This is a genomic window from Micrococcus sp. KRD070 (assembly GCF_017168435.1).
In the GTDB taxonomy this organism is placed as follows: Bacteria; Actinomycetota; Actinomycetes; order Actinomycetales; family Micrococcaceae; genus Micrococcus; species Micrococcus luteus.
In genome coordinates this window covers 25,907-38,998 of sequence record NZ_JABFNH010000008.1, presented here as the reverse complement: position 1 = coordinate 38,998, position 13,092 = coordinate 25,907, and the positions used below count along the sequence as shown (strand labels likewise).

Genomic DNA, 13,092 nt, shown 5'->3' with positions numbered 1-13,092 from the left:
GTTAGCGTGAGTCATGAGTGGGTCTCTTCTGGCAGGTGGGTTGTTGAGGAACTTCCATCCTGCGGGAGAGGCCCACTCGTCTCATCTCAGCCGGCGCCTCGTGGCAAGAACCTCATGACCCACAACACCTAGGGAGTCAACCTGCCGGCGCCGTACGAGACCACACGGTGATCTTGGCGGGGTGGGGCGGTGCGACAGGTGGGTGGCACGCCTCGACGCCGGTCGGCGATGGAGCAGAAGCCCCGGCCCTGGGAACGACAGACCATATCCGCGTCCCGACCCCGGTGCTCCTGACCCCTGTGGTCAAGGGGCCGATCGTGCACAGGCCGACGGCCGAGGGAGGGACTGACGCACGTACAGGTGACATACGATCTGTGGTGTTCCCACACCAAAGGGAAGGATGTGCACCATGCCCGCCCCCTACCCCAAAGAGTTCCGCGATGATGTCGTCCGGGTCGCGCAGAACCGTGAGCCCGGCACCCATCTGAAAGACATCGCGAAGGACTTCGGCATCTTCGAGTCCTGCCTGACGAACTGGATTCGCCAGGCCGATATCGAAGCAGGCAACATCCCAGGCACCACCAAGGCCGAGGCCGAAGAACTCCGCGCAGCCCGCCGCAGGATCCGGCTCCTCGAGCAGGAGAACGAAGTCCTACGCCGCGCCGCGGCCTACCTCTCCCAGGCGAACCTGCCGAAAAAATGATGTACCCGCTCGTGTCCGAGCTCGCCGCCGACCAGATCCCGGTCGCGGTGTCCTTGCGGGTCCTCAAGCTCGCCCGCCAGCCCTACTACCGCTGGCGGGACCAGCCCGTCGCCGTTTCTGAGGTGGAGCAGGCCTACCGGGCCAACGCCCTGCACGCCGCTCACCTGAACGATCCGGAGTTCGGGTACCGGCTGCTGCGGGACGAGGCCGAGGCGGCCGGGGAGCGAATGGCCGCCCGTACTGCCTGGCGGCTCTGCCGCCAGAACGGGTGGCACTGCGGGTTCGGGGCCAAGCGTGGCAAGTACGGGACCCGCCCAGGCCCACCCGTGCACGACGACCACGTCCGCCGGGACTTCTCTGCCGAAGCTCCGAACCGGCTGTGGCTGACCGACATCACCGAGCACCCCACCAGTGAGGGCAAGCTCTACCTCTGCGCGATCAAGGATCTCTACGCCGGCAGGATCGTGGGGTACTCCATGGCCGGGCGTATGCAGGCCTCGTTGGCCGTGAACGCCCTCGAGCAGGCCGTGGCACGCCGCGGCGGCACCGATGCGGTGGCCGGGTGCATCGTGCACTCGGACCGCGGCTCGCAGTTCCGCTCGGCCCTATTCCAGGACGCCCTCACCACCCACGGGCTGATCGGGTCCATGGGTCAGGTCGGTGCTGCCGGGGACAACGCGGCTATGGAGTCCTTCTTCGCGTTGCTGCAGAAGAACGTGCTGGACCGACGCGACTGGGACACCCGGGACGAGCTGCGGGCCGGGATCATCACCTGGATCGAGCGGACCTACCACCGCCGCCGCCGGCAGGTGCGCCTGGGCCGATTGACGCCGGTCGAGTACGAGTTGATCATGGACCACACGCCCGCAGACGCGGCGTGAAGACGGCTGTCACCTACACGTGCACCAGTCCCCTATGACCCTTAGTCGATCGATGTTCAAAGGTCAAGACCTAAGTGACTCGTGGTCGTATGAAACATACTTGCGCGTTTGTGAAATCTTCGCTGCATCTCGACACATGGATCGAGCGTAGCGCCCGTGATCCCGTGCGCTGGTCAGGCGAGGGGCAGGAGGAGCCGATGTCAACCCTTCAGGGCCTGACCGGCGTATGAATCAAATTCGCGCGTTTCTGAAATCTTCGTTGCATCTCGACAACCGCTGCCTCGGTGTCGCCCCGGGAACGCACCCCGGCCGCCCACACCTCCGCCCCTGCAGTAGACTCCTGAACACTGTTCAACTCGTCGGGCACTCGCCATGCGCCCCGCGCCTCGGCTGAGCGCCCCCTCGCACTCGCTTCCGCACCAGGAGTCCCTCCATGAGCACTTCCGTGCCCTCGTCCCACGACGGCCACGTCCGCCCCGCGGCCACCACGACGGCGGACCGCCCCACCGACGCCGGCCGCCCCCGTCGCGGTTCCGCCGGCGGCAGCCTCGCGCGCATCGCCGTCATGACCGCGTTGATGGCCGTCCTCGGTCTGGTGCCGCCGATCGCCGTCGCCGGTGTGCCCGCCCCGATCGTGCTGCAGAACATCGCCGTGATCCTGGCCGGTGTGATCCTCGGCCCGTGGCGCGGGGCCGCCTCGATGGCGCTGTTCGCCGGCCTCGTGGCGCTCGGCCTGCCGCTGCTCAGCGGCGGCCGCGGCGGCCTGGGCGTGTTCGCCGGCCCGACGGCCGGCTTCATCCTCGGCTGGATCCCGTCCGCGCTGATCGTCGGCCTGATCTTCTGGGCCCTCACCTCCCGGGCCCGGCCCGGCCTCGGCGCCGGACGGGTCGCGCTCGGGGCGGCCGTCGCCGGGCTGATCGGTGGCGTCGTGATGGTCTACTTCTTCGGCGTGCTCGGCTTCGTCGGGATCGCCGGGATGGAGTTCGGCGCCGCCGTCCTCTCCATGGCCCCGTTCGTGCCCGGTGACCTGCTCAAGCTCGTCGTGTCCGTCATCCTCGTCGTCGGCCTGTGGAAGGCCTACCCCCGCGCCTTCCGATGAGCCCGGACCGTTCCGTCACCCTCACGGGCGTCCGCGTCGAGGCCGATGGCCCCGAGGGCGTCGTCGTGCTCCTCGACGGCGTGGACCTCACCCTCACCGCCCCGCGTGTGGCGGTGATCGGGGAGAACGGCTCCGGCAAGTCCACGCTGGCCCGCGCGATCGCCGGGCTGGCCGACGTCGTCGCCGGGGAGGTGACCGTGCACGGGGTGGACGCCGTCCGGGACGTGAAGGCGCTGCGCCGCACCGTCGGCTTCGTGTTCGCGAACCCGGCCGCGCAGATGGTCATGCCCACCGTCCGGGAGGACGTGGAGCTGACCGTGAAGTCGCTCCGGGACGACGCCGGCCGCCGCCTGACCAAGGACGACGTCGCCGCGCGCGTGGCCGCGGCGCTCCAGGAGCACCGGCTCACCGCGCTCGCGGACCGGGCGTGCCTGTCCCTGTCTTCGGGGCAGGCGCAGCGGCTGGCGATGTGCTCGGTGATGACCACCGGGCCGTCCCTGGTGATCGCCGACGAGCCGACCTCCCTGCTGGACGGCCGGCACCGGCGGATCGTGGCCGACCGGCTGCTGGCCGCCGACCCCTCCGCCCCGGACGGGTTCCAGCTGCTGCTGGTGACCCACGACCTCGAGCTGGCCCGTGCATGCGACGAGGCCGTGTGGGTCCACGGCGGCCGTGTGGAGCGGACCGGCCCGGCCGAGGACGTGGTCGAGGCGTACGAGCACTTCCTGGATCACGCCGTGGCGGCGGAGCTGCGCTGATGCTCTCCCTGTACATCCACGGCGACTCGCCCCTGCACCACGCCCGCGCCGGCCTCAAGACGGGCCTGTTCGCGGTGTGGGTGTTGGCCCTGACCCTGCTGCCACTGTCCCTGTGGACCGCGGGCGCCGCCGTCGTGGGCGCCGTAACCGCGTATCTCGTGGGCTTCGGGCTGCGGCGCGGGGCGGCGATGATCGCCTCCGACCTGCGCGCTCTGTGGCTGTTCTACGTGGTCCTGTTCGCGGCGCAGTGGATCTTCACCGACGCGTTCGCCGCCGGACTCATGGTGGCGCGCGTGCTCGGGCTCGTGCTCACCGCGCAGGTGTTGACGCGCACCACCCGGATCGCGGACATGACCGGGGTGGCCGAGGCGGTGCTGCGGCCGGTCGAGCGGATCCCGTGGGCGGGGCCGCGCCTGGCGCGGGCGGGGTTCCGCGCCGACCGCGTGGGCCTGGCGATGGGCCTGGTGCTCTCCTCGATCGGGCACCTGCGCGCCCTGGCCGAGCAGATCCGGCATGCGCAGGCCGCCCGCGGGGTGCGGATGGCGCCGTGGGCCTGGGCGCTGCCGCTGCTGGTGCTCAGCTTCAAGCACGCGGACGACGTCGGGGACGCCCTGGCCGCCCGCGGCATCGACTAGAGCCGCCCGCCCCCGGACCGCGTGGGGCGGCGGGCCGGCTCAGAGGGGGTTGTCCAGGGGCAGACGGTCGCGGTCGTAGGTGATCTCGGTGAAGCCGTGGGGCACGGGCTTGCCGTCCTCGCCCAGGGACACGAACACGATCTTGTCGATGGTCAGGATCATCTCGCCGGTCACGATGTTCCGCACCTTCGCCCGCATGGTCAGGGACGTGCGCCCGAACTCGGTGGCGCGCAGGCCCATCTCGATCATGTCGCCCTGCTTCGCCGAGGCCAGGAAGTTGATCTCCGAGATCAGCTTCGTCACGCACCGCGGGTTGCCCAGCTGCAGGGTCGCGTAGATGGCCGCCTCCTCGTCGACCCAGCGCAGCAGCGAGCCGCCGAAGAGGGTGTTGTTCGCGTTGAGGTCCTCCGGCTTGACCCACTTGCGGGTGCGGAAGTTGACGTCGTCGTGGGCGGCGCGGTCGGCCGAACGGGTGAAGAGCGTGGAGTCCATGGCCCCACGGTAGAGCGACGCCGACGCCGGCACGAGGGAGGGCGCCCGATGCGGAGACATGCTCGAGCAGGCCGTAGGGTCGCCGGAAGGGATTCACAACGGAGCACACAGGAGGGACCCGACCGATGACCATCCGCCCCCACCCCGACCCCGCCGCACCCGACGCCACCTGGCGCGATGTGCCGGTGGTCGGCTTCACGGTCGCCGCCGGCATCGCCGTCCTGTTCTGCCTGGTCTGGCTGCGCCGGGACGGGCTCACCACCGACTACACGTGGGGGCTCCTGCTGGCCCCGGTGCTCATGGGTGTGGCCGGGGTGGCGGTGATGGTCCTCTGGGAGCGGCGCCTCGCCCGCGTCCCGCGGTTGGCCGCCACGCTGGTGGCCGGCGGCGCCCTCCTGGCCTTCGTGCTGGCGCTCGCCTGGTGGCTCGTGGAGGTGAACGCGCCGACGCACCTGTTCACCGGGAGCACGTTCTGGCTGCTCGCCGTCGCCCCGGTCTGCGCGGGCCTCGCCTGGCTCGCACACCGGCTGCTCCCGGCGGCCCGCCGTCCCGTGGAAGAGCCCCCCGCCGCCCTCGACGACGACGCCTGGGCCCGCCGCCTCGCCAGCGGGCCTGGGCGGTCACCGCGCTCGTGCTGCTCATCCTGGCCACCCGTCTCCCGGGCGTGGTGGCCGGGGAGCGGCTCAGCGCGTGGGACGTCGCGTACCTGCTGGTCGCCGTCGTCGTGCTGGTGTGGACGTGGCTCGACTACCGGGCCGCCGTGCGTCGCGCCCGCCGCTGAGGGGTCTCAGGCCCCCGCGGCGGCCAGCACCCTCGCCACGTGGCGGCGGTGCACCTGGTGGATGACCTCGATCAGTCCGCACCCGAGCGCGGCGACCACCAGCGCGGCCACGAGCACGTCCGTGGGCGGGACCTCCATCCGGTGGTACCAGCGGGAGGCCGGCACCAGCACGACGGCGGCCAGCACCGCGTACATCGCCAGGATGAGGACCACCACGCGCGCGCTCAGCGGCCGGGACATCACGCTGAGCACCCACAGGCCCAGCAGGGTCAGGGTGATCATGAAGGCGGCCTGCTGGCGGGGCAGGTCGACGTCGCCGGCGGTGAGGCGCACGTACGTCTGCAACGTCACCATGGACAGCAGGATCACCGCGCCGGAGGGGATCGCGAACCGCAGCGCCCGCCCCAGGAAGCCGGGCACGTAGCGGCGCGGGTTCGGCAGCAGGGCGAGGAAGAACGTGGGTGCGCCGATCATGATGAAGTCCACGGTGGAGGCCTGCCGTGGCAGCAGCGGGAACTGCCACGCGAACAGGGAGAACACCACGCCGAACAGCAGCGCGTACGTCGTCTTCGTCAGGTAGATGTGGGCGAGCCGCTCCATGTTGGCGATCACCTGGCGGCCCTCGCCGAGCACGCGTGGCAGGCGGTCGAAGCGCCCGTCCAGGAGCACCATCCGGGACACCGCCTTGGTGGCCGGGGCCGCGTTGCCCATGGCGATGCCCAGGTCCGCGGTCTTCAGGGCCAGGGCGTCGTTCACGCCGTCGCCGGTCATGGCCACCACGTGCCCGCGCGACTGCAGCGCCTGCACCATCGCCTTCTTCTGGTCCGGGCTGACGCGGCCGAACACGTCGTGCTCGGCCATCACGTCGGCGAGCGCGCCGGGGTCCTCCGGCAGGGTGCGCCCGTCGTAGGCCTGGCCCGCCACCTCGAGACCCACCTCGCGCGCCACGGCGGCCACGGTGCGCGGGCTGTCCCCGGAGATCACCACGGTCCGCACGCCCTGCGCGTGGAAGTAGTCGAGGGTCTCGGCGGCGTCCGGGCGCACGTTCTCGCGGAACGTCACGACGGCGACCGGGACGCCTCCGGCGGGCAACGCATCCCCGATCAGGGGCTCGTCCGTGCGGGCCAGCAGCAGCACGCGGCGGCCGGCGTCCGCGTCGGCGTGGACCTGGGCGCGGACGGCCTCGGCGGCGTCGGGGCCCAGGAGCCGCTCGTCCACGAGGGCCTCGGGCGCACCGAGCAGCCACGTGCCGGCCGCGGCCCCGGCCTCCGGGCCGAACGCGACCGCCGACCACCGGCGCGCGGAGGAGAACGCCACCTGGGCCGCGGGGTCCACCGCCGGGACGGCCGTGAAGGGCTCGCGCAGGGCCGCCGCGGTGGGGTTCACGTCCGGGTCCGCGCCGAACCAGGCGAGCACGGCCCGAGCCCCGTCGCCGACCTCGGCCGGGGCGCCGTCGTCGTGGGCGTCCGGGGACGCGTCCGCCGAGGCGGGCGCGGCGAGCCGGTCGAACCGGACGCCGCCCTCGGTGAGGGTGCCGGTCTTGTCCAGGCAGACGGTGTCCACGCGGGCCAGGACCTCCACGGCGGGCTGCTCCTGGATGAGGACCTCCTGCTGGGCCAGCTTGAGCGCGGCCACGGCGAACGCGATGGTCGTCATGAGCGCCAGGCCCTGCGGGATCATGCTGGTCACCGCCGCCACGGACGCGATCAACGCGGGCTCCAGGGCCGCCTCGCGCGGCTGGGAGAGGGCGAGGGACCAGCCGCCGACCGCCGTCATCTGGCCGTGCACGATGACCGCGATGATCGGCACCAGGGCGATCGTCAGCCAGCGGGCCACCTTCTCCAGGGCGCCGCGCAGCTCCGAGTGGATGGCGGAGTAGCGGCGGGCCTCGGCGCTCAGCCGGGCCGCGTGCGAGGCCGAGCCCACCGCCGTCGCGCGCACCAGGCCCGCGCCGGCCACGACGGCCGAGCCCGAGAGCACGGCGTCCCCGGGGGTCTTGGGCACGGGGTCGTTCTCGCCGGTGAGCAGCGCCTCGTCCATGTCCAGGCCGTCCGAGACGAGGACCTCGCCGTCCACGGGCACCTGGTCGCCGCGGCGCAGCACCACGACGTCGTCCCGCACGATCTGCGCCATCGGCAGGGGCACGCGCGCCCCGTCCCGGATGACGACGACGTCGTCCTGGTGCAGCAGCGCGATCCGGTCCAGCTTCCGCTTGGCCGAGTACTCCTGGACCACGCCGATCACCACGTTGGCCACGGCCGCCAGCGAGAACAGCAGGTCCAGCCAGCGGCCCATCAGGATCACGACGACGGCGCACAGCGCGATCGCCAGGTTGAACAGCGTGAACACGTGCACGCGCAGGATCTGCCCCAGCGAGCGGGAGGTGTCCCGCGACTGGACGTTGACCAGGCCCGCGCCCTCCCGCTCGGCGACCTCGGCGGCGGTGAGCCCGGTGATCCCCTCCACCCCGGTGAACCCCAGGCCCGTCCCGCTCTCGGGGGCGGACGGGTGCGCGGACGCAGGGGAGGGGGAGGCCATGGCACAGAATCTACCCAGCCGGTGCGGGGCCGGGCATCCGACGAGGGGATGAACCCGGGTGCGACCGCAGGAGGGACTGCGGGTGGGGCGGGCTCACTCGCCGGTCTGGCCGTCGATCCCCTCGCGCAGCAGGTCGGCGTGGCCGGCGTGGCGGCCGTACTCCTCGATCATGTGGGTGAGGATCCACCGCAGCGAGACCGGGTCCCGCCCCTCCCGGATCCGGTGGGCGCGGGCCAGGGCCGCGGCGCCGTCGTCGCCGTCCGCCGCGAGCAGGTCCACCACGATCTGCCGGGACCGCTCCACCTGGCCCTGCCAGAGGGCGCGCAGGTCCGCCGCGGAGTCCTGCGCCGCGCTGTGCCAGTCCCAGTCGGGGTCGGCGTCGAAGTCCGCGCCCACCCAGGGCGCCGAGGTGGGCTCGCCGAGGGCGACGGCCTCGAACCACCAGAACTCGACGAACGCGAGGTGCTTGAGCAGGCCGCCGAGCGTCATCGCGGACGGGTGCCCCGGCAGCCGACGGTGCAGCGCGGCCGTGTCCAGGTCCGCCGTCTTCCACTCGATCGTGGCGCGCAGGAAGTCGAGGAAGCCCAGCAGGGTGGCGGCCTCGCCCGCGGCGAAGGGCGGCTCGGGGCGGCCCTGGTCGTCGTAGAACACGGTGGTCATGGCGGCCAGGCTACGCCCCACCTCGCGTTTTCGTTCGGGAAACGGCGCGTCCGGGGGCGGGGGCGCCCGGACGCGCCGTTTCCCGCTCCTCGGCCGGGTCGGGGCGGGCGGGGTCCTCGGTGGGCGTCATGGGCGGCGGTCCTCCTGGTCGGCGGGTCCGACCAGGCTAGGGACGACGACGACGGCGCCCCGCCCGCCGTCGTCACCGGCGGTCATGCTCGGCCCGCCGGACCCCCGCGGGCGCCCGGCGCGGGCCAGGGCGACGGCGGCCGGTGTGGATCCCGTCCCACGGCCGGGTCGCCCCGGCCGCCGGCCCGCCCGCGCGTGTCAGAGTAGGGCCATGACCACCTACGCCACCCTCGCCGCCCGGTACGCCGACGCCTTCGACTCCGTCGCCCACGGCGAGCGGGCCCGCGAGGCGGGCCGGCACCTGCCGTTCGCCGCCCTCGGGGAGCTGCAGGCCGCCGGGTTCGGCAAGGTCGGTGTCCCCGAGGACGCGGGCGGCGAGGGCGGCGGCAGCGAGACCGTGCTGCGCCTGCTCATGGACCTGGCCGCCCGGGACGTGAACACCGCGCACGTCTGGCGCTCCCACCTCGTGTTCATCGCCACGGCCATGGACCAGGCGCCCGCCCGTCGGGAGCGGTGGCTGCGGCACATCGTCGACGGGGACTGGGCCGGCTCCGCCCTGGCCGAACGCGCCGGCGGGGCCGCGCCGGGCCGTGCCGCCACCCTGGCCAGCCGGGACGAGGGCGGCACCTGGGTCGTGCGGGGGCAGAAGTACTACGCGACCGGCTCGGCCTTCGCCACGTGGACCGCCGCGACCGTGGGCATCGAGGGGGCGGACCTCGTCTCCCGCCGGAACTCCAAGCGGGCCGGGGGCGCGGTCCGCGAGCCGGACCGGGCCGTCGCCGTCGTGCGCGTGCGTCAGCCGCGCGTGGGCATCAAGGACGACTGGGACGGCTTCGGCCAGCGCCTGACCGCCACCGGGTCCGTGGTGCTCGACGACGCCGCGGCCGAGGAGCTGCTCGAGGTGCCGCGGCAGGACGGGCCCGTGCCCGTGCTCATGGAGGCGACCCTGCTGGCGCTGCAGGCCGGGATCGGCCGGGCGGCGCTCACGGAGGGCACGCAGCTGCTGCGGCAGCGGCGCCGCACCTTCAACACCGGCACGGCCGCGCTGCCCAAGGACGACCCCCAGCTCCTCGAGATCATGGGGCAGCTGGCCGGGCGGCAGGCCGCGGCCGAGCTGATGGTGCGCGAGATCGGGCGGCTGCTCGACGAGGGGCAGGACGGCGCCGACGGGGCCGGCCCGGCGGAGGCCGACGTCGTGGCGGCGTCCGCCGAGGCGATGGCGGCCGCGTACCGGGCCCAGGCCGTGGTGCCGGAGGCCGTCCTCGAGGTGTGCACCCGCATCTTCGACACGCTCGGCGCGTCGGCGACGTCGGCCACGCTGCGGCTCGACCGGCACTGGCGCAACGCCCGCACCCTCGCCACCCACGACCCGGCGGCGTTCAAGGTGCGCATGGCCGGCGACTGGCTCGTGAACGGCACCCCGCCGACCGCCTACACGTCGGCCGGCGAGGTCCCCGAGGGGGACTGACCCGACGACCGGGCGGCCGGACGTGCCGGGCTCAGGCCCAGCGGCGCAGGGCCCGGCGCTCCAGCAGGCCGAGCAGCCAGTCGGTGAGCTTGCCGAGCACGGCGAGCAGGATGATCGCCAGGATCAGGCGGTCCGTGCGTCCGTTGTTCTGCGAGTCGGTGAGCAGGAAGCCCAGGCCCATCGAGGAGGCGATCAGCTCCGCGGCCACCAGGAACAGCCAGGCCTGGGCCAGGGCCAGCCGCAGGCCGGAGAACACGGCCGGCACCACGGCGGGCAGCTGCACCGTCCGCAGCAGGGACAGCCCGTGGTAGCCGAAGGCCCGACCGGCCTCCACCAGGTGCGGGTCCACATGGCGCAGGGCGGCGTAGACGGTGGTGAACACCGGGAAGAACGCGCCGATCGCGATGAGGGTGACCTTGGACTCCTCGCCGATCTGCATCCACAGGATCAGCAGCGGCACCCAGGCCAGCGAGGGCACCGCGCGCAGCGCCCCGATCAGCGGGGCGAACAGCGCGTCCGCCCACCGGGACAGCCCGAGCGCGGACCCCACGGCCAGCCCGAGTGCGGCGCCGAGCAGGAAGCCCAGCAGCACGCGCTGGGTGGAGATCCCCACGTGCAGCCACAGGTCGCCCCGCTCCAGCAGGTTGACGCCGGCGCTCAGCACCGCGCCGGGGGAGGGCAGCTGCACCGCGGAGAGCAGCCCGGCGGCCGTCACCGCCCACCACAGCACCAGGAGGACAGCGGGCGCGGCCAGCCCCACCACCGCCCGGGCGCCGGGCCGGTCCAGCACCCGGGGCCGCTGCCGTCGGCGCGCCCCTGTGTCGCCGTCGTCGTGACCCGACCGCTCGCGCGCCTCGGGGCCCGTCGTCGCGGCGGGGGTGGTCAGGGCGGTGCTCATCGGATGGCCTCCTCGGCGAAACGGGTGTCCAGGATGCTCGCCAGCGCGGCGTCCACCTGGTGCTGGTAGTCGACGGACCCGGTGTCGACCAGGATCCGTCCGACCCCCGTCAGGGCGTCGAGCAGCTCCTGGCCCGGCACGAGGCTGACGTCCGCATTGGTGCGTTCGAGGATCACGGTGCGGGCGACGTCGGGAGAGATCTTCGCGGCCTCGGCCAGGATCCCGACGGTCTCGTCCGGGTGCTCGAGCGCCCAGGCGCGGGCGCGTTCGTACGTGTCCAGGACGGTCTGGGCCGTCTCCGGGTCCTCCTCGAGGAAGGACTCCGTGGCGTTGAGGACGGAGAACGTGTTCAGGGCGAGGTCCCGGTACAGGAAGCGGGCGCCCTCGGCCTCGGCCTTGGCCATGATCGGGTCGAGCCCGGACCACGCGGCCACCGATCCGCCGGCGAGGGCGGCGCGGCCGTCGGCGTGCTGCAGGTTCTGGATCTCGACGTCGGCCGGGTCCACCCCGGCGGCCTCGAGCGCCTGCACGGCGAAGAAGTACGGGTCCGTCCCGCGCGTGGCGGCCACCGTGCGGCCCGCGAGCTGGGCGACGTCCGTGATGTCCGAGCCGGGCGGGACCATGAGCGCGGACCACTCCGGTCGCGAGGCGATGCCCACGATGCGCGTGGGCGCTCCGTTGGCCCGGTTCAGCAGCGCGGCGGAGCCGGCCGTCGACCCGATGTCCACGGAGTTCGAGCGCAGGAGTTCGTTGGCCTTGTTGGAACCGGCGGAGAACACCCAGTTCACCCGGACGCCGTGGGGCGCGAGCGTCTCCTCCAGCCATCCCTGGTGGCGGATCACGAGGGAGAGCGGGTTGTAGGTGGCGTAGTCGATGCTCAGCGTGTCCGGACCGTTCACCGGCCCGGCCGTCGCCTCACCCTGCAGGACGCATCCGCTCAGGCCCAGGGGCAGGGACGCGGCCAGCAGGCCGAGCGCCGTGCGACGGGTCAGGCGTGCGGAGCCGGCGACGCTCATCGGGCGTGGCTCTCGACGCCGAGGCCCTCGAGGAGCTCGGCGCGCAGCCGGGCCAGGCGGACGTCCGCGCGGTCGCGGGGACGGGCCCCCGGCACGTCCACGATCCGCCCCACGGTCGCTCCGGGGCGGGCCGCGCCGTCGGGCGCGGGGACGTCACGGGCGAGCAGCAGCACGCGGTCGGCGAGCTGCAGGGCCTCCTCCACGTCATGGGTGATGAGCAGGACGGTGGTGCCGGTGGCGGCGTGCACGTCCAGCAGCAGGTCTTGCATCTTCAGGCGGGTCAGGGCGTCGAGGGCGCCGAAGGGCTCGTCGAGAAGCAGCACGCCGGGGCGGCGCGCCAGGGCGCGGGCGAGCGAGGCCCGCTGGGCCATGCCGCCGGAGACCTCCCGGGGGCGGTGCTCCGCGAAGGGCGCGAGGCCCACGAGCTCGAGCAGCTCCTGCACGCGGGACCGGCCCGCGGCGCGGTCCAGCCCCCGGGGCAGGCCGAGTTCCACGTTGCGGCGCAGGGTGCGCCAGGGCAGCAGGCGCGGCTCCTGGAAGCCGACGGCGGTGCGCTCGTCGTAGGGTCGCACGGGCGAGCCGTCGATCAGCAGCTCTCCGTCGAAGTCCGGGTCCAGGCCGGCCACGGCGCGCAGCAGCGTGGACTTGCCGCAGCCGGAGGCGCCGATCACGGCGAGCACCTCGCCGGGCGCCACGGTCAGGTCCACGTCGCGCAGGACGACGCGTGGTCCGTCCGCGGTGGGGAACGTGCGCCCGACGCCGCGGAAGACGACGTCGAGGCTGTGACGGTCCTCGTCCCGGACCGGGGTGGAGGCGGTGGCACGGGAAGGCGCGTGCACGCTCATGGAGGGCTCCCATCGTCGCTTCGTCGTCGGTGTCGGCGCCGGACGGATACGGATGCCAGTAGACCACCGCGGGCCCGGTCGGCTGCGAGTCTGCCCCGCCGCCGGCGCCGGGGGGGGGGTCACACGGGCGTCACACCGGGGGCGCCGCCGGGCCCGGGCCGGCCGGCGGTCACGGCCCGAGCCCAGCGC

12 protein-coding genes are annotated in these 13,092 nt (G+C 73.5%); 6 read left to right on the top strand and 6 right to left on the bottom strand.

The genetic code is table 11. The annotated features are described in order from the left end of the window. Positions 1 to 409 precede the first annotated feature (409 nt). The 4 genes from J1M38_RS02960 to J1M38_RS02945 all read left to right on the top strand — a co-directional run bounded on the left by J1M38_RS02960 (position 410) and on the right by J1M38_RS02945 (position 4,076). Positions 410 to 1,584, top strand: a protein-coding gene (locus tag J1M38_RS02960; RefSeq protein ID WP_206481400.1) for an IS3 family transposase whose coding sequence is annotated in 2 segments (ribosomal slippage) — positions 410 to 694 and positions 697 to 1,584 — 1,173 coding nt in all. Because the reading frame shifts where the segments join, the coding sequence is not laid out codon by codon here. 433 nt (positions 1,585 to 2,017) lie between these two features. Next, positions 2,018 to 2,683 (top strand): biotin transporter BioY, encoded by a 666-nt coding sequence (locus tag J1M38_RS02955; RefSeq protein WP_036313851.1) that lies wholly within the window; start codon positions 2,018 to 2,020, stop codon positions 2,681 to 2,683. Next, positions 2,680 to 3,441, top strand: a complete 762-nt coding sequence (locus J1M38_RS02950) for an energy-coupling factor ABC transporter ATP-binding protein (protein WP_036313854.1) — start codon at positions 2,680 to 2,682, stop codon at positions 3,439 to 3,441. The genes J1M38_RS02955 and J1M38_RS02950 overlap by 4 nt, the downstream gene beginning before the upstream one ends. Next, on the top strand, positions 3,441 to 4,076 hold the full coding sequence (locus J1M38_RS02945; protein WP_036336646.1) for an energy-coupling factor transporter transmembrane protein EcfT: 636 nt from the start codon (positions 3,441 to 3,443) through the stop codon (positions 4,074 to 4,076). The genes J1M38_RS02950 and J1M38_RS02945 overlap by 1 nt, the downstream gene beginning before the upstream one ends. A 39-nt stretch (positions 4,077 to 4,115) precedes the next feature. Here J1M38_RS02945 and J1M38_RS02940 read toward each other — a convergent pair whose 3' ends face one another. Beyond that, a complete protein-coding gene (locus J1M38_RS02940; protein WP_049147545.1) occupies positions 4,116 to 4,568 on the bottom strand; it encodes an acyl-CoA thioesterase in 453 nt (150 codons plus the stop codon). Positions 4,569 to 5,199: 631 nt separating this feature from the next. Here J1M38_RS02940 and J1M38_RS02935 point away from each other — a divergent pair. Next, entirely contained in the window at positions 5,200 to 5,349 is a 150-nt protein-coding gene (locus J1M38_RS02935; RefSeq protein WP_206481401.1) for a hypothetical protein, read from the top strand. 6 nt (positions 5,350 to 5,355) lie between these two features. On the opposite strand, the gene J1M38_RS02930 is transcribed toward J1M38_RS02935, so the two are convergent. Next, positions 5,356 to 7,887: an HAD-IC family P-type ATPase gene (locus J1M38_RS02930; protein ID WP_036313862.1), complete on the bottom strand. Its 2,532-nt coding sequence runs from the start codon at positions 7,885 to 7,887 to the stop codon at positions 5,356 to 5,358. A 93-nt stretch (positions 7,888 to 7,980) separates the two neighbouring features. After that, a complete protein-coding gene (locus J1M38_RS02925) occupies positions 7,981 to 8,547 on the bottom strand; it encodes a DinB family protein (RefSeq protein WP_010080071.1) in 567 nt (188 codons plus the stop codon). Positions 8,548 to 8,887: 340 nt separating this feature from the next. On the opposite strand from J1M38_RS02925, the gene J1M38_RS02920 reads away from it, so the two are divergent. After that, a complete protein-coding gene (locus J1M38_RS02920; protein ID WP_010079560.1) occupies positions 8,888 to 10,144 on the top strand; it encodes an acyl-CoA dehydrogenase in 1,257 nt (418 codons plus the stop codon). Between the two features lie 31 nt (positions 10,145 to 10,175). Here J1M38_RS02920 and J1M38_RS02915 read toward each other — a convergent pair whose 3' ends face one another. The 3 genes from J1M38_RS02915 to J1M38_RS02905 are packed head-to-tail and all read right to left on the bottom strand — an operon-like array spanning position 10,176 to position 12,903. Then, positions 10,176 to 11,042 carry an ABC transporter permease gene (locus J1M38_RS02915; protein WP_020621433.1) on the bottom strand — a complete coding sequence of 289 codons (867 nt, stop codon included), beginning with the start codon at positions 11,040 to 11,042 and terminating at the stop codon, positions 10,176 to 10,178. Next, a complete protein-coding gene (locus tag J1M38_RS02910) occupies positions 11,039 to 12,058 on the bottom strand; it encodes an aliphatic sulfonate ABC transporter substrate-binding protein (protein WP_206481959.1) in 1,020 nt (339 codons plus the stop codon). Before J1M38_RS02910 ends, J1M38_RS02915 begins: the two co-directional genes overlap by 4 nt. Beyond that, positions 12,055 to 12,903: an ABC transporter ATP-binding protein gene (locus J1M38_RS02905; protein WP_206481957.1), complete on the bottom strand. Its 849-nt coding sequence runs from the start codon at positions 12,901 to 12,903 to the stop codon at positions 12,055 to 12,057. Before J1M38_RS02905 ends, J1M38_RS02910 begins: the two co-directional genes overlap by 4 nt. Between the last annotated feature and the right edge of the window lie 189 nt (positions 12,904 to 13,092).